The sequence below is a fragment of the Methylobacter svalbardensis genome (assembly GCF_037671525.1).
In the GTDB taxonomy this organism is placed as follows: Bacteria; Pseudomonadota; Gammaproteobacteria; order Methylococcales; family Methylomonadaceae; genus Methylobacter_A; species Methylobacter_A svalbardensis.
This window is the reverse complement of the sequence record NZ_JAWPOH010000029.1, coordinates 26,115-46,450: the sequence shown is the minus strand read 5'-3', so window position 1 is coordinate 46,450 and position 20,336 is coordinate 26,115. Positions and strand designations below refer to the sequence as shown.

Annotated in this window: 16 protein-coding genes and 2 pseudogenes; 9 read left to right on the top strand and 9 right to left on the bottom strand. The window is 47.9% G+C overall.

Annotated elements, in window-relative coordinates:
- A partial coding sequence (locus RW114_RS20985; RefSeq protein WP_422614784.1) for an IS4/Tn5 family transposase DNA-binding protein occupies positions 1 to 144 on the bottom strand: 144 nt, incomplete at its 3' end.
- A 142-nt stretch (positions 145 to 286) separates the two neighbouring features.
- A complete protein-coding gene (locus RW114_RS12260; protein ID WP_340123044.1) occupies positions 287 to 769 on the bottom strand; it encodes a hypothetical protein in 483 nt (160 codons plus the stop codon).
- A gap of 640 nt (positions 770 to 1,409) precedes the next feature.
- On the opposite strand from RW114_RS12260, the gene RW114_RS12255 reads away from it, so the two are divergent.
- Positions 1,410 to 1,730, top strand: a complete 321-nt coding sequence (locus RW114_RS12255; protein WP_340123043.1) for a hypothetical protein — start codon at positions 1,410 to 1,412, stop codon at positions 1,728 to 1,730.
- A 38-nt stretch (positions 1,731 to 1,768) separates the two neighbouring features.
- Here RW114_RS12255 and RW114_RS20980 read toward each other — a convergent pair.
- The 3 genes and pseudogenes from RW114_RS20980 to RW114_RS12245 form a co-directional block, all read right to left on the bottom strand.
- A pseudogene (locus RW114_RS20980) lies at positions 1,769 to 1,944 on the bottom strand (IS1 family transposase); the annotation flags it as partial.
- Positions 1,945 to 2,008: 64 nt separating this feature from the next.
- Positions 2,009 to 2,236, bottom strand: a complete 228-nt coding sequence (locus RW114_RS12250; protein WP_340123042.1) for a diguanylate cyclase domain-containing protein — start codon at positions 2,234 to 2,236, stop codon at positions 2,009 to 2,011.
- 176 nt (positions 2,237 to 2,412) lie between these two features.
- Positions 2,413 to 3,375, bottom strand: coding sequence for a helix-turn-helix transcriptional regulator (locus tag RW114_RS12245; protein ID WP_340123041.1), 963 nt, complete (start codon positions 3,373 to 3,375; stop codon positions 2,413 to 2,415).
- A 348-nt stretch (positions 3,376 to 3,723) separates the two neighbouring features.
- Here RW114_RS12245 and RW114_RS12240 point away from each other — a divergent pair, with 348 nt between their 5' ends.
- Together RW114_RS12240 and RW114_RS12235 are read left to right on the top strand one after the other, a co-directional pair.
- Positions 3,724 to 5,925, top strand: coding sequence for a TonB-dependent receptor family protein (locus tag RW114_RS12240; protein ID WP_340123040.1), 2,202 nt, complete (start codon positions 3,724 to 3,726; stop codon positions 5,923 to 5,925).
- An 85-nt stretch (positions 5,926 to 6,010) separates the two neighbouring features.
- Positions 6,011 to 7,240 carry an amidohydrolase family protein gene (locus RW114_RS12235; protein ID WP_340123039.1) on the top strand — a complete coding sequence of 410 codons (1,230 nt, stop codon included), beginning with the start codon at positions 6,011 to 6,013 and terminating at the stop codon, positions 7,238 to 7,240.
- Here RW114_RS12235 and RW114_RS12230 read toward each other — a convergent pair.
- Positions 7,237 to 9,408 (bottom strand): zeta toxin family protein, encoded by a 2,172-nt coding sequence (locus RW114_RS12230; protein ID WP_340123038.1) that lies wholly within the window; start codon positions 9,406 to 9,408, stop codon positions 7,237 to 7,239. The genes RW114_RS12235 and RW114_RS12230 overlap by 4 nt on opposite strands.
- 182 nt (positions 9,409 to 9,590) lie before the next feature.
- Positions 9,591 to 11,228 carry a multicopper oxidase family protein gene (locus tag RW114_RS12225; RefSeq protein WP_340123037.1) on the bottom strand — a complete coding sequence of 546 codons (1,638 nt, stop codon included), beginning with the start codon at positions 11,226 to 11,228 and terminating at the stop codon, positions 9,591 to 9,593.
- Positions 11,229 to 11,652: 424 nt separating this feature from the next.
- Here RW114_RS12225 and RW114_RS12220 point away from each other — a divergent pair, with 424 nt between their 5' ends.
- Together RW114_RS12220 and tsaB are read left to right on the top strand one after the other, a co-directional pair.
- Entirely contained in the window at positions 11,653 to 13,575 is a 1,923-nt protein-coding gene (locus tag RW114_RS12220; RefSeq protein WP_340123036.1) for a DNA repair helicase YoaA, read from the top strand.
- Positions 13,576 to 13,684: 109 nt separating this feature from the next.
- Positions 13,685 to 14,368: a tRNA (adenosine(37)-N6)-threonylcarbamoyltransferase complex dimerization subunit type 1 TsaB gene (gene tsaB, locus RW114_RS12215; RefSeq protein WP_340123035.1), complete on the top strand. Its 684-nt coding sequence runs from the start codon at positions 13,685 to 13,687 to the stop codon at positions 14,366 to 14,368.
- A 285-nt stretch (positions 14,369 to 14,653) separates the two neighbouring features.
- On the opposite strand, the gene RW114_RS12210 is transcribed toward tsaB, so the two are convergent.
- Both RW114_RS12210 and RW114_RS12205 read right to left on the bottom strand, forming a co-directional pair.
- Positions 14,654 to 15,709: a GGDEF domain-containing protein gene (locus RW114_RS12210; protein ID WP_340123034.1), complete on the bottom strand. Its 1,056-nt coding sequence runs from the start codon at positions 15,707 to 15,709 to the stop codon at positions 14,654 to 14,656.
- A 129-nt stretch (positions 15,710 to 15,838) separates the two neighbouring features.
- Positions 15,839 to 15,985 (bottom strand): annotated as a pseudogene (locus tag RW114_RS12205) (IS1595 family transposase); the annotation flags it as partial.
- 171 nt (positions 15,986 to 16,156) lie between these two features.
- Here RW114_RS12205 and RW114_RS12200 point away from each other — a divergent pair.
- The 4 genes from RW114_RS12200 to RW114_RS12185 all read left to right on the top strand — a co-directional run bounded on the left by RW114_RS12200 (position 16,157) and on the right by RW114_RS12185 (position 20,297).
- Positions 16,157 to 16,300 carry a hypothetical protein gene (locus RW114_RS12200; RefSeq protein WP_340123033.1) on the top strand — a complete coding sequence of 48 codons (144 nt, stop codon included), beginning with the start codon at positions 16,157 to 16,159 and terminating at the stop codon, positions 16,298 to 16,300.
- Between the two features lie 41 nt (positions 16,301 to 16,341).
- Positions 16,342 to 18,885 (top strand): alpha-glucan family phosphorylase, encoded by a 2,544-nt coding sequence (gene glgP, locus RW114_RS12195; protein WP_340123032.1) that lies wholly within the window; start codon positions 16,342 to 16,344, stop codon positions 18,883 to 18,885.
- A gap of 139 nt (positions 18,886 to 19,024) precedes the next feature.
- Positions 19,025 to 19,411: a DUF302 domain-containing protein gene (locus tag RW114_RS12190; RefSeq protein ID WP_340123031.1), complete on the top strand. Its 387-nt coding sequence runs from the start codon at positions 19,025 to 19,027 to the stop codon at positions 19,409 to 19,411.
- A gap of 106 nt (positions 19,412 to 19,517) precedes the next feature.
- Entirely contained in the window at positions 19,518 to 20,297 is a 780-nt protein-coding gene (locus RW114_RS12185) for a PRC-barrel domain-containing protein (RefSeq protein WP_340123030.1), read from the top strand.
- The last annotated feature ends 39 nt before the right edge of the window (positions 20,298 to 20,336 follow it).

The window sequence follows — 20,336 nt, the reverse complement described above, 5'->3', positions numbered from 1 at the left end:
TTGCGTCTCTGCCCAACCTTGACATGATTCAGGTATGCTTGATTTTGGCGACTTGGCTAGGTTTTCGATTAGCTTTATGGCTCTATTCTTTAGTCGTTTATCACCTAAATCTAAATTACGAAATTCTCTATTTGCCCAATTCATAGCTAAAATGATTCTACTTTACTAAATCTTAACAACTTGTGTGTAAGGAGATGGGTTTAACCAGTCTTCATGTAACTGTTAAACGCTATGATATGCTTGGTTTTTTGTTATTTGTCGGTCTGTCGAAAAAGCAATGTCTCTGCTAGTCGACGGGGAATTGCCCGATTTCATTCTTTGAATGAGAGTCAGTCGATTTCTCGTGTAAATTACGCTGAATAGTGACTTCCTTTTTTCTTAAACATTTATCGAGTTCGGAGATTGAATAAAGCCAAAACCCGACAGAGGCAGACAATTCAACTACTTCATCTGAATAATATCCACCATGATTAGTATATTTCTCCCAAATTTTAACAATTAAAATCAATAATGTAATATATATTCCACTAAAGGGATAGACAGGAACCCCGTATTTGCAAAATATTCTATTGGGATAATTAAATAAACTAGCAATTGGAATAACTAAGAAAAACAGAGCCGTTGTCCCGTTAAACATTCTATGTGAAGAGGGTATTGCCGAATAATCCGGAAATGATTTTAGGTTATGAAAATTTATTTCATGTTGTATGTTTATCTGGCTCCATGTTGAAGGTGTTATAATATCAAATATTCTTTGCCCCCAACTCATCTCCTCCCCTGCAATAACAAAACATAGCAGCGCCAGAAACAGATGAAATTTATTTTTTTGATTCTTCCACGATAATAAAAATATTACACAAGATAAACCGTACATTACTACTGTAATATTCTCTGAGAAATTATCCTCAAATATATAATATCTCAGTATAGTCCTATCACTGAAGTCAAAATAAAATACGAAACCAGCGAAGCCAATCAATAAAACTACAAGTATGTAGTAAAGTATTACACTCTTATTATACATTTTGCATTATATTTCCTTAAAATAAGTCTATTCTTAGATTGCAATAAATTCTAATTAAGCACAAGCATTAAGTCAATGATAATTATTCACATCCCTATAAGAATCCCCGCTTCATTAGCATTGCATGATAGCCGAGTAGGGCGAGCCGCGTGCTTTTTCAACTGATTCCACATTTGACCATCCGTGGCTTGTTGCTTCCATCCTACCCGCTGATTTGCATAAATAGTTGCCATCAAAAAATTAACAAGATACTGTTATGGAAAAAGAGGAGATAGGTGTCAGGCCTTTCATTGTGCATGAACAAGCTTTTATTTTAAAAGATTGAACAATACAAGACCTGACTTCGTTTCAATTTTCGATACATTCAACCTTTGGAGTGATAGTCATGAATACGCCACTGCTTGCGATTCTTTTAGCCCTGATTCTTGCTCCCCACAACACTGTATTTGCCGATGATGGCGACCGTCACTATGACAAACAGCGTTGGTGGGAAGGCGAATGGAAGGATGAGTTCTGGGATGGTTCCTGTGAGGTGAAAATTGAATCAAAGCACGGAGAATTCAAGCGGGAGATAAAGTGCGAGGACGGAGTCGGTGCACATTGGGGCGGAGAGTGGAAGAAGGAATTTCAGAACGGCGCATGCAAGGTCAAGCAGGAGGCCAAGCGTGATGAATTCAAGGAAGAAGTGAAGTGCAAGCGAAAGTAAATTGATTGGGGTCAAAATTGGATAGTGGGTGAAATATGTCATTGTGTGTAAATATTGAGTCTACATTTGACCTTATTGACCAGTAAGCCGATGACCGTATCATGTATCAATTTGAGCTTCGGAAAGCAAATAGTTTGCGTACCAAACGTTTAATCCAGGTTCTGAAGTTTAAGTTTTTGTGTTCTATTTTTCGGGTATTGCGCTTACCCGCCTGAATAATTGGGGTCAGGATCAATGCCAGTAAGTTAAGATCTATATTTGGCCCCTATATTTCCTTGTCAATCCTTTACCATATGAGTGGCATTTGCGGTACACCAGATGCACGAACAGTTGCGCCCGGCAGTCTTGGCCGCATAAAGTGCCGTATCGGCGCGGTGGATCGTCTCTTCAACGTTAATGTCCGGATCGAGCATGGCAAGCCCGAATGATACGGTGACCGGAATTGGCTTGCTTCCGTGGAAAGCCAGGGTGGTTATTCCTAGTTCCTCGCGGATGCGCTCAATCAATAGTTGATAGCTATGGTCTTAAGATTGACGGGAGCCTTAATATTTAAGGGGCTCAGCAGAACGCAAAAAAAACCAATCTGTTAACGCGGCTTATAAAGCACCATTCACTGAACATCATCCGTCAGCTTACGGCTGAAGCTATGTCATGACGAAAAATCCTGATTTTGTGGAAAGATTCAACCCGGTTTTTTTGAGACAGTCTTGGGTGAAGTGCCAAAATACTTGATAAATGCAGTGCTGAAATTGCTTGCGTGACTGTAACCCACCAAGTCTGCGGCAACACTGACTTGGCACTGTGTATTTTCCAACAACTGATAGGCATTATTCATCCTGATTTCCAACAACAAACCATAAGGCGTGTTATTAAAAAAATGGTGAAATAGCTGCTTTAATTTGAATTGATTGGTTCCTACCCGTTTTGACAGGTCTTCAACTGACGGAGGGTTCCTAAATTCGCGCAACAGAATATCCCGTGCCGACTTTGCTACGGCGACATCTTTTTGATTCAATCTCGTCAAATTGCGACGCTTGCCTTCGGAAAGAGGGCTTAATTCAGACGCCAGTAACGACATGGCTTGCCCATGCATGAATATCCGGCTTGTTTCAGCGGATACCTTGCAGTTCAGTAACTGATGCGCCGCGCACATTGCCTGAGGAGAGATGGGCTGATAATTTAACAATTGCGTGCCATTCTTGCTGAATAACTGTGTCGCCTTGTGTTCACCAAAATATCTGTCCAGCCAACTTTTATTCAGTCCGAAACGCAGTTGCATCGTCGATTTATGGGCTTGGTATTGGCGCTCACCCCTACTGGATTGAAGGCTGGTGATAGACGTGTAGCCTTCGCGAAAAATAAGTTCATCACCGTTATTTCCGGAAAAACGGGATTGTCCTTTTAGGCTTAGCGTCACTACCAGGCGCGGCTCCTGATAGTCTATTCGGCTCAAAACAGCCAAGTCTTTCGACGGCGTGTAGCGCGTTTCTGTATAGCTCAAATCCTGATCAAGCTGGAATATGGCTGAGTGCCCCAGACCCAAATTTTCCGGTAAGAACTGATGCAGGCAGTCTTTTTGCTGCTGTAATTGCAACTCGTTGCTGCTGATACTCCACCGTTTTGCTGTGGCTTGTCGTGTTTCCATGGCTGTCCATCTCTTAGATCTGTCTGATTTATTAAGCACAAATCAGGCCTTGACTTGTTATCGCATTGTTTTCATTGCGTTAATGATTATTTCCAAGGTTGACGACGCTCGCATGCTGAAAAAGTGCGGCATATCACACACTGAAATAACAAAACCAGGGCATATCACCCAATCCTACCTTGGGCATAAGAAATAATCCTTTTGCCATATGAAAGCGCAAGGAATCTGTCGCTGTTATTGCGTAGTATCTTCGATCCTGTTCGCACCAAATCCTATTATTGATTTAATGGCCGAATAAAAATACTCAGCCAATACTGAGACGTACGTTTTTACTACATTGGAATTATTATGAAACTTAAACACTCCAATCGACCTACCAGAATTTTACAGTTAGGTCGCCCCCTGCTTATGTCTTTGTTGCTATTTAATTCCAGTGTCGCAGTGATGGCGAAAGAGCCGCCAACAGTTAAAGCAAAGCAGAAAGTGTTAAAAGAACCGTCAAATATCGAGCTTAAATCGATGGTGGTAACGGAGAACGATGATCGGAAACTTGCCGCTGCAAGCGCCGAAGTTGATCTTTCGCCTGGCGGTGTCAGTTTGGTCGATATTAATGAACTGCATGATCGTAATATATCCAGCATAGCGGATTTTTTTCGCTATGTACCCGGTGTTTGGGCGGCCAGCCAAAGCGGCAATGACGAAGTCTTTTTTTCGAGTCGCGGCTCGAATCTGGATTCCACCAACTTTGATCAGAATGGCGTTAAGCTTCTGCAAGATGGCTTACCGGTCACTGCCGCTGACGGCAATAATCACAATCGCATGATCGATCCGCTGGCCGCGAGTTTTGCTACGGTTGCACGCGGCGGCAATGCGCTTAAGTACGGTGCCAGTACGCTGGGCGGTGCGGTGGATTTTACCTCACCCACTGCCGATAACAGTCCCGCCATGAGACTATCTCTCAGCGGCGGCAGCTTCGGCCAGTTTCTCGGTCGAGGAACGGTGAGCAAGGTTTTCAATGACAGTTTTGACGGCTTATTGACGGTCGAAGGAAAAGAATGGGAGGGCTACCGCGCCCACAACAAGCAGGATCGTTTCGGTCTTTACAGCAACTTCGGCTGGCAACTCTCTGATTCCGTGGTTAATCGTACGTTTGTGAGCTACATTAAAAATAATCAGGAGTTACCGGGCCAGTTAACTCGGGCACAATTCGACGCCGACCCCAACCAGGCCAGCGCCCAGGCTATTGGCGGCAATTATCAGCTGAATACCGAAACTGAGCGTGTTGCCAACAAAACAACCTGGACTATTGACGATAACAGCTCTCTCGAAGTGGGTTTTTCTTTCGAAAACCAGCAACTTTATCATCCGATAGTCGACAAGGTGATGTTGGATTTTGGTGGCGGCGCACTGGACAGGTTTAGTTTGCTGGTCGATAGCAATCAGCAGGATTGGGGTACCTCCGCCCGCTACAATTTGCGTCTGGACAATCATGCGTTATTGCTGGGGGTGAATTACGGCACCAACTCGGATAAAGGCGGCAACTACACGAATAACGGCGGCATACGTGGCGCTATGACCAATCAAATTACCAAGAAAGCCGATAATATCGAAATTTTTGCTCAGGATCACTGGCATATTACCGATAAATGGACGCTGACACCGGCTTTGCAAGGCGTGTTTGCACACCGTGAAGTCGATAATGTCAGGTTAGCCATTCCCCAGGACGCCTACTTCAATTTTTATCCTCAGGGCAGCCATCCCAGTACTGACTATGCCGGCATTAATCCTAGTTTGGGTTTGATGTATAACGTGAGCAAAAACGCCAGCCTATATACTAATGTCAGTCGTCTATACGAGCCGCCGACTAACTATAATCTGGCGGATAACATCACTGCCGGTGCAGGTAATACCACGCTAAAGGCAATGGAAGGCACGTCTGTCGAAATAGGCACACGCGGCAATCAAAATTTCGGTAACTCAAACAGCGTGATGTGGGATTTATCGCTTTATTACGCGTGGCTTAACAAAGAAATCCTGTCCGTTTCACCGAGGCCGGGAACGAGTTTGTCAACCAATATTGACAATACCATTCACGCGGGCGTTGAAGGTTTAATCGGCGGAAAATTCGCCCTGGATAGCAAAGGTACGCATTCTATCGAACCCATGCTGAGCTTCACCAGCAATCATTTTAAGTTTGATAATGATCGCACTTACGGCAACAACGCTTTACCGGCGGCCCCCGATTATTTCTTAAAAGGCGAGGCCCTCTATCGCCATGTGAGCGGCATTTTTATCGGGCCTACTTTCGATGTGGTGGGTGAGCGCTGGGGTGACTTCGCCAACACTTATAAAATTGATTCTTACAGTCTGTTGGGAATGCGTACCGGCTGGTCTAATGATCATTATAAGGTGTTTCTCGAAAGCCGGAACTTGCTCGATACCCAATACGTTGCCAGCCATAATGTCATGGATCGGGCTACGGCAAACGATGCGATGTTAAACGCCGGCGCACCATTGTCCTTCTATGGCGGAGTAGAAATCAGTTATTAATTAGCTCATTTGCACGAACATTTAGCAGAATCAGTGACAGTGCTGATTCAGTTTTTTTGCAATATGGATTTACTCCTGCTCTCTTATGAAAACACTCGTTGAACTGTTTATAAAAATCAAGCTGTTGCTGTTTTTAGCCTTACCAGCCTTTTTTCCATTCCCTGTCATTGCGCAGGAAACAGGGCAAACATCGGTTCTTATCCATGCGGCGCGCGTTTTCGACGGCGATAGCATCAGAACGAATACGTCGGTATTAGTGACCGATGGGCTTGTCACTCAAGTCGGCACTCGCGAAGCTTTCAAGTCCAGTACTGCCAGAGTCATCGATTTGGGCGATGCGACTCTGCTGCCCGGTTTTATTGAATTACACGCCCATCTTGGCTATCAACATATTCCGGCTGATATTGTTTTAAAACACGGCATCACCACCATCCGGGATGTGGGCGGGCCGTTGCATAAGCCATACGGCGGCGACGGCAGTTTGCGGGTACTCACGTCCGGGCCGATTATTACCGCGCCTGACGGTTATCCGATTCCAGGTATGGGGGCTGAAAATATCGCCATGGCGGTGAACACCGAACAACAGGCGCGGGAAACCGTCCGCAGCCTTATTGACGGCGGTGCGGTTGTGATTAAGGTCGCGTTGGAAACCGGTGGCGAAGCGGGCGCGCCTTGGGCCTCGGGACATCATCCGGCTGATGCCGGGCATGAAAATTCCCATCGCAAGACTGTCCGCGTAAACAAGACCTGGGCGCTATTGTCGGAAGATATTGTCCGGGCGATAGTCGATGAAGCCCATAAACAGGGTCGAAAGGTAACGGCGCATATCGGCGAGGCAAAAGGCGCAAGGATTGCTATTGACGCAGGCATTGATGAATGGGCGCACGTGCCCTGTGACATTATCCCCGATGCACTACTGAAAAAAGCGGTGGCGCAAAACGTAAAAATAGTCACTACGCTGGATACCTTGTCGAAATGTTCGGGTGTTGTTCACAATGCCCGAGTCCTAGCGGCACTGGGTGGGGAATTTTTATACGGGGCCGAAATTGCACATCCGGATATTCCCTGGGGCATAGATGTGCAGGAGCTTATCATTATGATGCATCTCGCAAATAGGCGAGTTATTGAGGTCTTGCGTAGCGCAACATCAAAATCAGGCGAGTATTTAAATATACCGTTATTAGGTACCTTACAAGCCGGAGCGCCGGCCGATATGATTGCCGTGAAAGGCGATCCTACTCAAGCGCTAAAAATACTGAAATATCCCGATCTGGTGATGTCGGGCGGGAAAATTGTTTTAAACAATTTCGATTAAGGCATAGGGGCATCTTGCAGGCGGGTAATCCAGGCTTGTTTAGCATGCGGGTCAACGTGAAAGGCCAGATTTCCCGACTTATGCAACAAGCCTTCTTCGCCGGATGCGTTAGGATTGAGCTGGCGCTTTTCAATAAAATCCGCCATGCGGCGTACGTTATAAATCAATAATCCCCGATAATGATTTTGAGCGGGATAAATTTGATAACCGACATTACTCTCTTTAAATGCGGGATTGCGCTTTAGCCATTGTTCGATGTTATCGGCATCATCATCGGCCAGTTGCTTTAAAATGGACTGGGAATGCTGATTGATAAGGGTTTTAAAATGGTCAGTTAAGCTATTGGATAATTGATTGCGTTGCAACGTGCGAACATCCTCATCGGTTAAATCAAAGCTCTCGGCGACTAAATAATGCTTGTTGCGTTCGCCATCATTGGCAAATAACGCTATTTTTTCTAGGGCCGTGTGTTGTAACGCGGTAAGAAAAGAATCGGGCGCGCGTATGTGCTTATCGATGGTGACTACCCAAGGCAGCGCCCGGCCGGTTTGTTCAAAGCGTTGTTTGACGCTGCTGACCACGGCGGAACGCGGCAATTCATCTTCGCGTCCTTCAGGCTTGACCAAAAAGGCATCGACTGCGGTAACTTGCGTTTGAAACCCTGCGGCTTTGAATTGCTCGACGATAGCGGCATAGCGCGGTTTGTAAGGAATGCCGGTGCCATCATAAAGAATGTTGAAGCCGTGTGCTTTGGCGTGTTCCGCGACTAAACTACGCAGGCGATTGGCAAACGGTTCGACATAAACATAATCGTCGCTGTGATGGCTGGCGGCAGTCAATATTTGGTATAAATCACTGATTTTGCGGAACTCATCCAATGAGGTAATCACAAAATTATCGCCGCATTGCGCTGCTGCAATTTCTTCTACTGCGGTTTTTCCTGATCCGGCACCGCCCATAGACATGAATAACTTGGGCTGGGGATCGGGCGTTTTACCGGCAAAAATCGCTTGTTTCGCCTGCTCCAGTTTTTCGACGATGATGATCAAGCGCTCATAGGCAATCTCCACCGCCCGCGCTAAGCGTTCATCACCATCGGCGGCAATTATCATTTTGTCTTTTAAACTGTGCTGGCTCACCAGATCAAAAATACTGGCGTTATTACCGATACAGCGGCGCAATAATTCCATCAGTTCGGTGTGCGCGGGTGAGCGCAAGCCGGTCAACAAGTTAATATCCAGACAAAATAAGGGGGCAGCACCGTCTGCCTTGATATTGATACCGTCAATATCGTGTTTGTCCGGTGCGCGCAAGGCTTCGGTGTTAGGTAAATAACCGATCACATTATCCGCCACGCTGCGCGGATAATCCGCTAAATGCCGGCCGGCAAAGAATAGTTCTCTTTGGATGCTGGCGAATGGCACCAAACCGCCATTAACAGAAACCAGACATTCAATGCCATCGGCGGTATTTTGCGATAAAAACGGAATGCCGAAAATAAATTTTTTATTTTCAGGCCATTGACCGTAACCATTGGCTATATTGTTTAGGCTTTGGGTGCGGGTGGGATCAAGCGCATGCTGGAAAGCCAAGGTAACTGCATCGTGCTGGCTTTGGGTCTGATGGAGCGCGATGGCGTCAGTTGACTCCAGGCGTCTGAAATCGATACCTTGCTCGTAGACGCTTTTAAAGGCGGGCAAATTGCCCAATGCGATCATGAAAAAATCCAGGGTTAAACGATTGCCGTAGGAAAACGGACGAACACTGCGCATTTGTTGATAAAACTGTGCCAAACGTTCGGCGATATTTTCGGTACGCATCACAAAACCATTGTTGTCGAAAATGGCGCTGTCGACATTATTGTCATCATTCAATACCAAGCATTCGATAGCTTCGCGAAAGGCTTTGCGTTGGCTTGCATCGGGCATTACGCCCGGCCGATGATTAACGGTAGCCTGTTCTTTCCAATCGTGAAACATTTCACGGTGAATACGGGAAAACAATTCCGTCATATAAGTGACGCGTTTAGCTTGGTCATGTGAAACCGTTTCTTCGACTTCTTTTTTCAGCAGGGATAACAATTTAATCCCTTGGGCGATTGCCAACACGGTACGTAATTTTTTTAATTGCGCATAGCTGGAAAGGTGATGGATTGTTTTATCGCTCATGGCGTTACCTGTGGCAAAATATTTCGGCATGCTAAAAAACCTTAAAAAGCCCTATAGAGGGCTTTTTAATAAACCGATTATGTCGCCAAAGCACTGCTTGGGCAAGGTGTGAGGCCAAGACTTTATGGGCGGTGCTAATGCATGCCCAAGGGGAGCGCGCCGTCCGTGGCGCGATTTGGAGTTTATTTGATGAGAAAATCCCGCATCATGCCCATATCCTCGTGTTCCAGATTGTGGCAGTGGTACATGAACAGGCCTTTAAAATCGTTAAACGGTTTTAAGATCGTGACCTTCTCGCCAGGCATCACCAGAACCGTATCTTGCCAACCGTTTTGTATCAATCCTGAGGCAACCGAGGCGTAATTATCACCCGAACGAGCGTTCACTTCCCGTTTGACGATTTGGAATTGCTCGCCATGCAAATGCATCGGATGCGGCATATTCATCATGCCGTGCATACCGCCGCCGTCAAAACCATTATCGAACTCGATTAATTGCAGACTGTTAACCGGGATAATTTCATCGGGCTGAATGTCGTTCATTTTATAAGAACGGCCATTTAGCAGGGCTGACATGTGCTGCATGGATAAGGCGATGGTTCTGGGATTGTCGGCATTTGCAGCATTCTTGACATGCAGAGCGGCGATCGGGGTTAGAGTCTTGGGCAAGGTATTGTCGCCTTGCTCCTTTTTGGCGATCCGGATTTTTAAAATCGGGTAGTCGGAACCTGAAGGCAAGGTACTGACCGACATCATTCCTCCGCCCATCATGCCACCCATGCCGCCGCCCATCATACCTCGTCCGCGTCCGCCCATCATGCCACCACCCATCATGCCCATGCCGCCATGCGCGGCAACATCAAACTTAAGGCTATGCAAAGTCAGCTCGGTACCTACTGCTCGTCCGCTAAAGTCCATCCATGCATCCACTCTTTCCCCCGGAGCGAGCATCACGTAAGCATGTTGCTCGGGCTTTTCCAGTAAACCGCCGTCAACGCCTATGACGGTGATCGGAGTACCGTCATCCCAGGCGAGTTTATAAATACGGGAATTGGAGCCGTTGACTAGCCGGAGTCGATAAGCGCGTGTTGCTACTGGCAACACAAAATCAGGTCGACCGTTGACCAGGATCTGGTCGCCCTGAAAGCCCTGCATGCGTTGCATCATGTGAGCCGAATAAACCAGCTGGTTTTGACCGTCAAAACTGCGATCCTGAATCACCAGCGGCACATCAAGGTCGCCGCTCGGTAAATTCAGTGCCTGTTCCTGGTCATCGTTGACGATTAACAGGCCCGCCAGGCCGGAATAGACCTGTCTGGCGGTGACGCCGTGGGTATGGGCATGATAAAAATAGGTGCCCGCCCGGTTCAATATCTCGAATTCATAGATATAGGTTTCGCCGCGATTGATCGCATACATCGGATTGCCGTCCATGTTGGCCGGCACATGCAGGCCGTGCCAATGCAGAATCGATTGCGCCGGTAAATTATTATTCAGAATCATTCTGACTTTCTGGCCTTTTTTAAAGCGCAGGGTAGGGGCCAGATAAGTGCCTTCATTATTATCAAGCACGTTGGCAGCGCCTTTGATGACCTTGCCGGTGATTTTCCAGACGTGGGTTTTATTACCACTCAGAATAGGTACATCGGCCGTGTTCATGGTCAGCTCAATTTCAACGTCGGGAAGAAAATCGGCAGACGGCGCGTTGACCCTGACAAATTCGCCGGCCTGAGCCCAACTCGGGTAAGTAGCTGCTCCGGCGATACCGATAGCGGTATATTTTAATAGTTTGCGGCGTTGCAAATCAGTCGTTGTTTTCATCTGGGCTTACCTCGATTTAATTGATATTAGCATATTGTAATGTACTGCTTTTTAACATACTTTACGCAAGGTACGTTAATCAAAATTGCGTGGCTTTCAGGGTGTTGATTAGCCAATGCTGCTGATGTAAGAAAGCCCCATGGGAGCGAATCCTTTTATTAAATTTTAAGGATAAAGGAAGCCGGCTGTTCGATAAATCGGTGTAGATACCTAACAGCCGCATCCAAGGTGTCTTCGATGCGCTTTTTCAAGGGTACTATCGAGCCGCTTGATCTGCGTAAATTTAGATGCCTAATCGACTATCTTTAAAATCTCAATCTGGTATCTTTGTTGCTTTGTCGGCTTTTTCAATTCAGTTAAACAATGAACTGCGTTTGTCGGTTGAATTAAAATAGAAAATACAAATATAGCGCAAGAGACTCAATTGACGGAATTAGAAAAATTTTTCAGCAGTGACGGCGGCTTATCCGAGGTAATCCCAGGCTATCAGCCACGGGCGGCTCAAGTTGAAATGGCCGAGGCAATTGCTCATGCTATCGAAGCCAATCAGCATTTGATCGCCGAAGCCGGAACCGGAACCGGCAAGACTTTTGCCTATTTGGTACCCGCCATTTTATCCGGTAAAAAAGTCATTATTTCGACCGGCACTAAAAATCTTCAGGATCAGCTGTTTAACAAGGATTTGCCGATTATCCGCAAAGCCATCAAAACACCGTTTATTGCTGCGCTGTTAAAAGGTCGCAGCAATTATTTATGTACCTATCGGCTGAAAAGCGCGTTAACGTCTACACTGGGTTTTAGCAAGGAAGATGCCGTGGCCCTGGCAAGAATCCAATCCTGGTCGAAACGCACCCTTAGCGGCGATACCTCGGAAATGTCCGAGGTGGCTGAGACCGATCCGGTCTGGTATCAGGCGACTTCGTCAATGGATAATTGCCTGGGTCAGGATTGCCCGGATTACGCCGACTGTTTTCTGGTCAAGGCCAGAAAAAAAGCGCAGGAAAGCGAAATTCTGGTGGTTAATCATCATCTGCTGTGCGCAGACTGGTCGATACGCGACAGCGGTTTCGGCGAGTTATTGCCCAATGCCGAGGTGGTGATTATCGACGAAGCGCATCAACTGGCCGATACGGCATCCAATTTTTTAGGTATTAGCATCAGCGCCAAACAGCTGAATGATCTGGCGAAAGACGCGTTGATGGAGTATTTTAAAGACGCCACCGATATACCTGCCTTGCGTACCGCCTGTGAAGACCTGGAACATGAGGTTAAAGATTTGAGACTGGCGTTCGGTATCGAGCTTAAACGCGGCGATTGGCAGGATATCGAAAACAATCCGAAAATAGCGGCGAACTTGACTGCGGTTAAAGAACAGCTACAACGTCTGGCCGATCAACTGGAATTGGCTTCGATTAAAACCAAAGGCCTGGACTCGTGTTTTAAACGCGCCGACGAACTGGTGCAACAGTTAAAAATTATTCTCGAAGACAACAGCGGCAAATGGATACGCTGGTACGAAACCTATAAAAACACCTTTACCCTGAGCCGGACGCCGCTGGATATAGCCGCAGAATTCCGCTCCTTTATGCTGCAACATCAGGCGGCTTGGATTTTCACCTCGGCGACCTTAAGCGTGGCCAACAAGTTCGATCATTTTGCCAATAATCTGGGACTTAGCAACGCGACCAGCGAAAGCTGGGGCAGTCCTTTCGATTTTGCCCATCAATCGCTGTTTTATCATCCGAAAGGTTTGCCGCAACCCAATGATCCTGAGTTTATCCCGGCCATCGTCGAGTTTGCTGTGCCGGTGTTACAGGCCAGCAAGGGCAGGGCATTTTTCCTGTTTACCAGTCATCGTGCGCTGAAACAGGCGGCTGAATTGCTGGAGAAAAAAATCGATTTTCCGCTGCTGATTCAGGGCAGTCGTCCCAAAGCCTTGTTGCTGGAGCAGTTTAAAGAAGCGGGCAATGCCGTGTTGCTGGGCACATCGAGTTTTTGGGAAGGTGTCGATGTCAGGGGCGAGGCCTTATCCTGCGTCATTATCGACAAGCTGCCTTTTGCGTCGCCCGGCGACCCGGTGTTAAAAGCGCGATTGGATGCGATGACCCAACAGGGGCGGAACTCGTTTTTCGAATACCAGTTGCCCACCGCCGTGATTGCGTTAAGGCAGGGCATAGGCCGTTTGATCCGCGACGTAACCGACCGGGGAGTATTGATGGTCTGCGATCCTAGATTGTTAAAGAAGTCCTACGGGCAGATATTTTTAGACAGCGTACCGGCGATGAAACGCACCCGCGATATAGAAGAGGTACGGGCATTTTTTCAGGACGAATTGATTGGGAAGTAGAACAGACTTAGGTGTAGCTAAACGGGAGTGCAAGCTTTGCTTGTGCTTGCAGGCGAAGCCTGCACTCCACTGGAATTCGTTAAATTAATTACCCATTAGAGACCGAACAATGAAATTACTGGCAGTAGAAACATCGACCGAAGCCTGCTCGGCAGCGCTGTTTATTGATGGCGAGGTGTTTGAACGTTATGAACTGGCGCCCAAAATACACACCAAGCTGATTTTGCCGATGATTGATTCATTAATGGCGGATGCTGACTTAAAGCCGCAGCATCTTGATGCGCTGGCGTTCAGTCGCGGCCCCGGCTCGTTTACCGGCGTACGTATCGCTACCGGCGTGATCCAGGGCATCGCCTTGGGCGCAGATTTGCCGGTAGTTCCCGTGTCCACCCTGGCGGCTATTGCTCAGGATTTTTTCGATCACAATGAGGATAATGTCGTCTTTGTTGCGATGGATGCACGGATGGGTGAGATTTTCTGGGGCGTTTACCAACGCGATGCACTAGGCTATGCCGAACTGGTAGGCTTTGAGACCGTGACGCCGGCTGACGCGGTTGAATTCCCCGAGCTGACCGGCGTAGGTATCGGTTCAGGCTGGGGTGTTTATCATCAGGAATTAACGACTCGCCTGGCAGGGCTGGTTAGTCACTATAAAGCCGATAGGTTGCCCAGAGCCGGTGCGATTGCCCGTTTAGGCGCGCGAGGTTTAGAGCAGGGCCTAGCCGTTGCCGCCGAACAGGCCATGCCGGTTTATTTACGGGATAAGGTGGCTAAGAAAGAATCTGAGCGGTGATTTGAGTTGAGAGGGGGCGAAAGTTATATAGGTACGCATCACCTGCCATTTTCCAAGCACCATCAAAAATCTTGTAGTGTGTTCTCTTAATGGGGCGCGATAGGCAAACCGCCAATCACCAAAAGTAGACACTTCCGGCCATTGTTCCTGCATCCATGTCGTAGGTAACGCAGAATATCAAAAACAATCGAATACAAAAAACCTTTCCTGGAAAGAACCGGGCAGGAGCCAGGTTCAACGCTTCGATCATGAAAAATTGCCTCGCGAGGAGTCCGCCTTATCGGGTTAGATAAAGCTCTCAGCCATGACCTGGTTTCTGCCATTATTTTTAGCTCGGTACATTGCCTTGTCCGCGCGCTCGATCAAGCTTTCGATCGAGTCGTTTATTTTAAAGCCTGAGACACCGATAGAAAGGGTCACCTTTCCTATCGATTCTTTGCTATTCTTACGTTTTAAAGGATTCTGGGCTAATGAGCTTCTTATTTTTTCGGCGATTTCCATGGCTTTGTTAAACGGTGTATTGGGCATGATGATGGCCATTTCTTCACCACCATAGCGCGCCGCACAATGATGTTCGGCAATATGTTGCTTAATCAGATTAGCGGTATAACGAAGTACACTATCTCCGGCTTGGTGGCCAAAGGTATCATTGACTTGTTTGAAATGGTCAAGGTCCAGAATAAGCAGGCAAAGTTCAAAATTGTTTTGTTTATGAGTTTCAATGTATTCATCAAGTTTTTGATCAAAAGCCCGGCGATTAAAGAGACCTGTCAGGGCATCAGTTTTCGCCGTTTCTCGTGCCTGTACAAGTTCCTGGCGCAGCAACTGCATTTCTTTTTTACTTTCATCCAGTTGTACTTGTAAGGTCTTGCTGGTTTCGGCAAGATCTTGAGTTCCCTCGATGATTTCGGCTAAGACTGCTTTGATTTCAGATAGGCCTTGGTTGTTTTCCAGCTTCTTATTTTGGTTCTGGAAGTGTATTGTTGCCGCACTGGCTTTTTCACCCGTAGTGTCTATGGCTTCGCTTGTTTTATTAATAAGCTGTAACAGGGTGTGATTTATTTTTTCTAGGGAGTTGATCGAGGTATCGCAAATATGTTTTTTAAAGAGTTTAATACTTAATTCAGATGTGAAAACAGTCCGCTTTTTAATTAACTCATCCAATTCGTTGTTTAAGTTAATGTTTCTGCCAATAATATATTCATAGCAAATTGCAAAATTAAGAGGGTCGGTAGCAATTTTATTATTTGACATAAAGGGAAGTATTTGCCGAAGATATTCTGTATTTTGTTCCAGCGTGGCATCGTATTTAGGAAGAAATGTTAAGCTGTCGATTGTCATTATTTAGTGTCAAATAAGATTCATTAAATTAGAATAATTCTAATCGATTATTCGATAACTTCAAGTGAAATGCTGACAAACAGTTTTAGTCGATATCTTGCATTTCTTGATTGGTAAAATGCTTTTTGCTTAGCAAACTGTCTCAGCTGACCGAAGCCCAATGATAATGGTAGCCATGAGAAGACGCATCGGGAGCGTATCAAGCTGGAAGCGGTAGGCGAATGCCGTTAAATAACGTGAGGCATATTTTGCAAAATCAAAAGCATGATATGCCCCAAGATATTAAATTGTCCGGCATCGTCACTGATAATGCTGAAATTAACGGGAAATGCCTTGGGCTAATAGACCTCCCATTAAGACACCTTCAGTGATGATTCTCCGGTGCCGTTTGGCTTTAATTTCATGTTGCTCCATGTACGCCAATGCTCCGGCCTTCAAGACATAAAAATGGCCGCTGCCTTAATATGCAACTGCCATCCGGTGTTTGTATTGACCCAGGCGATAGCAGGTGTTGAAGGTTTTAAGCGCGATGTCCTGAATGATAACCTCCCTGCCTGTATGTATGTGCTCTACCGTACCGACTACAGTTAAGTTTTGCAGCTAGAGTATTTTCCGGTCATAAAGGAGAAAATATGAGCAAACAAGCCCGTGTCGGCTACCCGATATACAGCCTTCTGTCTGCAGAAGTCGAGGGATTCGATGCCCTGGCGGAGCTGGCGCTGGATATGCGCTGGTCGTGGAGTCATGCCACCGACCAAGTATGGCAACAACTTGATCCCGAGTTATGGGAGCTTACGCAGAATCCCTGGGTGGTTCTACAGACGGTGTCTCGCGACCAGATAGAGCGCGTGTTGGCCGATCCGGTTTTTCTCAAGGTCGTTGATGATCTGGTGCAGACCAGGCGGCAAGCTATGGAAACGCCCGCCTGGTTTCAGCAACATTATCCGCAGGCTCCGTTAACCTGTGTTGCGTATTTCAGCATGGAATTCATGTTGAGCGAAGCGCTGCCCATTTATTCAGGCGGTCTCGGCAATGTAGCCGGCGATCAGCTTAAAGCAGCCAGCGATCTTGGCGTGCCGGTGGTCGGCGTGGGACTGCTCTACCAACAAGGCTATTTTCGCCAAGTGATCGACAAGAACGGAGCACAACAGGCCCTGTTCCCTTATAACGACCCCGGACAGTTGCCGATAACGCCATTGCGCCAAGCCGACGGCGAGTGGTTGCGTCTGGAAATAGCCTTGCCCGGTTACTCGGTCTGGCTGCGCGTTTGGCAAGTCCAGGTCGGCAGAGTAAAGCTTTACCTGTTGGACAGCAATGACGCGGCAAACTTCCCTGCTCATCGAGGAATTACCAGCGAGCTGTACGGCGGCGGGCCGGAGCTGCGTATCAAGCAGGAACTGTTGCTTGGTATTGGCGGCTGGCGACTGCTGGAGGCGCTGGATATTCATCCCGAAGTCTGTCACCTGAATGAAGGCCATGCCGCCTTCGCGGTATTGGAACGCGCCCGCAGTTTTATGAAAGAGACCGCGCTGTCCTTTCATGACGCACTGGCCGTCACCCGGGCCGGAAACCTGTTCACCACCCACACGGCAGTGGCCGCCGGGTTCGACCGTTTCGCTCCGGCTCTTATCGAACAATACCTCGGCGGTTATGCCAAGGATCTCGGGCTGACACTCCACGATTTGCTGGCCTTAGGCCGCCAGAACCCGGACGACGCGTCGGAAAAATTCAATATGGCCTATCTCGCAATCCGCGGCAGCGGGGCGGTAAATGGCGTAAGTCGCTTGCATGGCAAAGTTAGTCGCCACCTGTTTGCGCCTCTTTTTCCTCACTGGCCGGTGAACGAAGTGCCCGTCGGACACGTAACCAACGGCGTGCATATGCCGACCTGGGACTCGGCTCCGGCCGACGATCTGTGGACGGAAGCCTGTGGCAAAGAGCGTTGGCTAAGGCCGACGGAAACTATGGATCAAGACATCCGTCGTATTTCCGACATCAGGCTCTGGCAATTTCGTGCCGACGCCGGAAAGTCTTTGGTTGAATACGCCCGCGAGCGCTTTTCCCGGCAACTGGCCGCCTCCGGCGCTTCTGCCGAGGCGGTGGAAGAGGCGAAACATCTGTTTAATCCTACCGCATTGACCCTGGGTTTTGCGCGCCGCTTCGCGGCCTACAAAAGACCGAACCTGCTGTTGCACGACCCGGAGCGGCTGCTTCGTCTGTTATCCAATGCCGAGCGACCGGTACAACTCATCCTTGCAGGCAAGGCTCATCCGGCAGACGTGGAGGGACAGGCGCTGATCCAGCAATGGACTCATTTCATCCGGCGCCCCGAGGTGCGCCCTCATATCATTTTCCTCAGTGACTACGACATGCATTTAACCGAGCGCTTGGTGCAAGGCGTGGATGTCTGGATCAACACGCCCAGGCGGCCCTGGGAAGCGTGCGGAACCAGCGGCATGAAGGTGCTGGTCAATGGCGGCATCAATCTGTCGGAATTGGACGGCTGGTGGGCGGAAGCCTACACGCCTGAGGTGGGATGGGCGTTGGGGGACGGCCAGGAACACGACCACGATCCTGCCTGGGATGCGGTCGAAGCCGACGCGCTCTACGACCTGCTTGAACACGAGGTGATCCCCGCATTTTACACCGTCGATGAACAGGGTATTCCCACGGGTTGGGTGGCGCGGATGAGAGAAAGCATGGCGCAATTGACCCCGCGTTTCTCCGACAACCGCACCGTGCGCGAATACACCGAGCAACATTACCTCCCGGCTGCGGCCGCCTATCAATTGCGCATTGCCAATAAAGGCGCAATCGGCAGGCAAATAGTCGAATGGCAGCGGAGTCTGGAACAGAAATGGGCCGCGCTACACTTCGTAGCAGTCAAGGTAGAGACTGACGGCGAGCAACACTTATTTGAAGTTCAAGTGTATCTCAATGACCTTAATCCAGAGTCAGTGCGGATTGAACTTTATGCTGATGGCGTTGGCGATAGCGCAGCGGAGCGAGTAGATATGAAGCGCGTACGAGAACCGGACGATGCGCAGCACAGCTACGTTTACAGCGCGGCAGTGTCAGCAACCCGCCCCGCAAACGATTATACGGCGCGAATCATACCGCACTGCGACGGTGTTGCTATCCCATTGGAAATCTCGCATATCTTGTGGCAGCGATGATCCATTCGCCGGAAGGGTGGGACAATGACCGGCAGCCTGTGGTCATGCTGCTGGTCGTCGTTATCATCAAGCCGTACAAAAAATAACTCAGCGCCCGGCGCTGTAACGTAAGTCAATTGTTAACCCCAAGAGGTCATCTATGCTAGTCAAATTATCTACCGACAAAACCGTAACTGAGGCTGCGAGTGCCTTGCAAGACGCAGTACAGGCCAATCACTTTGGCGTGATGCAGGTGCATAACCTCACAGAAACCATGAACAAAAAGGGCGTGGAATTCAACCGCGAATGCCTTATTTTTGAAGTGTGTCAGCCGCAACAAGCCAAGAAAGTGCTTGAGCAAGACATGAGTGTCTCCACTGCCCTACCCTGCCGTATCAGCATTTACGAAGAAGAAGGTAAAACCGTTCTGGCGACATTGAAGCCAACCACGCTTCTGGCAATGTTCAACGTGCCGCAACTGGAAGTGGTGGCGCGAGATGTGGAAAACACCATTGTCAAAATCATGAAGGAGGCGGCATCAAACTGATTGATCACATTGGTCGCTAATGGGTGAAACCAATTTCTCAAATACGACTGTAAGTCGGACTGACAACAGTGTACAAAATCAAACTCAAAAAACCAGGAGTACTACCATGTTCAACAAAGCTAAAACACTAAAAGGGTACAAATTGCACAGCCTCGACGGGGAAATAGGGAAAGTGGAAGAATTCTACTTCGATGACCAGCACTGGGCGATTCGCTATTTGGTCGCCGATACAGGCAACTGGCTTACCGGCAGACTGGTGTTGATCTCCCCGTATGCGCTGGTCGCGGTGAATAAAGAAGAGCAATTCATCACCATCAATTTGACTAAAAAGCAGATTGAGGACAGTCCATCCTTGGACAGTGACAAGCCAGTCTCGAAACAATTCGAGGAGCACTACTACGGGTATTATGGATGGCCGATGTATTGGATCGGCCCATACATGTGGGGATCTTATCCATCTTATCCCTACATTGTACGTGACCCTGAAACATGGAAAAAACCAAGCCAAGAGGGGAAAGAGTGGGATCCCAATTTGCGCAGTACTCACGATGTGATGGGGCATCACATTCAAGCCACAGACGGCGATATTGGTCATGTTGAGGATTTTATCATCGATGATGAGACCTGGGCGATTCGTTATCTAATCATCAATACGCAAAACTGGTGGCCGGGAAAAAAGGTTCTGATTTCACCTCAATGGATCGAGAGTATTGATTGGCTCGATTCGACAGTTTTCATTAATCTCACTTGTGAGGCCATCAAGCAGTCACCGGAATATACGGAGGAATCTCTGCTAACCAGAGATTATGAGACCGGACTGCATCAACATTACGATCGCCAAGGATACTGGATCGATGAATCGGCTGCCAAGAAGCATTCTCGTTAAAGCAAACATAAGAAAGGGCTTTCTTAGATGCGTGTCTTG

Excerpts from the sequence above, each read along its gene's own strand:
- RW114_RS12235 (WP_340123039.1), top strand. The coding sequence starts at position 6,011 with ATGAAAACACTCGTTGAACTGTTTATAAAAATCAAGCTGTTGCTGTTT.
- RW114_RS12230 (WP_340123038.1), bottom strand. The coding sequence starts at position 9,408 with ATGAGCGATAAAACAATCCATCACCTTTCCAGCTATGCGCAATTAAAA.
- RW114_RS12255 (WP_340123043.1), top strand. The coding sequence starts at position 1,410 with ATGAATACGCCACTGCTTGCGATTCTTTTAGCCCTGATTCTTGCTCCC.
- RW114_RS12240 (WP_340123040.1), top strand. The coding sequence starts at position 3,724 with ATGAAACTTAAACACTCCAATCGACCTACCAGAATTTTACAGTTAGGT.
- RW114_RS12200 (WP_340123033.1), top strand. The coding sequence starts at position 16,157 with ATGGCCGCTGCCTTAATATGCAACTGCCATCCGGTGTTTGTATTGACC.
- RW114_RS12260 (WP_340123044.1), bottom strand. The coding sequence starts at position 769 with ATGAGTTGGGGGCAAAGAATATTTGATATTATAACACCTTCAACATGG.
- RW114_RS12225 (WP_340123037.1), bottom strand. The coding sequence starts at position 11,228 with ATGAAAACAACGACTGATTTGCAACGCCGCAAACTATTAAAATATACC.
- glgP (WP_340123032.1), top strand. The coding sequence starts at position 16,342 with ATGAGCAAACAAGCCCGTGTCGGCTACCCGATATACAGCCTTCTGTCT.
- RW114_RS12185 (WP_340123030.1), top strand. The coding sequence starts at position 19,518 with ATGTTCAACAAAGCTAAAACACTAAAAGGGTACAAATTGCACAGCCTC.
- RW114_RS12210 (WP_340123034.1), bottom strand. The coding sequence starts at position 15,709 with ATGACAATCGACAGCTTAACATTTCTTCCTAAATACGATGCCACGCTG.
- RW114_RS12245 (WP_340123041.1), bottom strand. The coding sequence starts at position 3,375 with ATGGAAACACGACAAGCCACAGCAAAACGGTGGAGTATCAGCAGCAAC.
- RW114_RS12190 (WP_340123031.1), top strand. The coding sequence starts at position 19,025 with ATGCTAGTCAAATTATCTACCGACAAAACCGTAACTGAGGCTGCGAGT.
- tsaB (WP_340123035.1), top strand. The coding sequence starts at position 13,685 with ATGAAATTACTGGCAGTAGAAACATCGACCGAAGCCTGCTCGGCAGCG.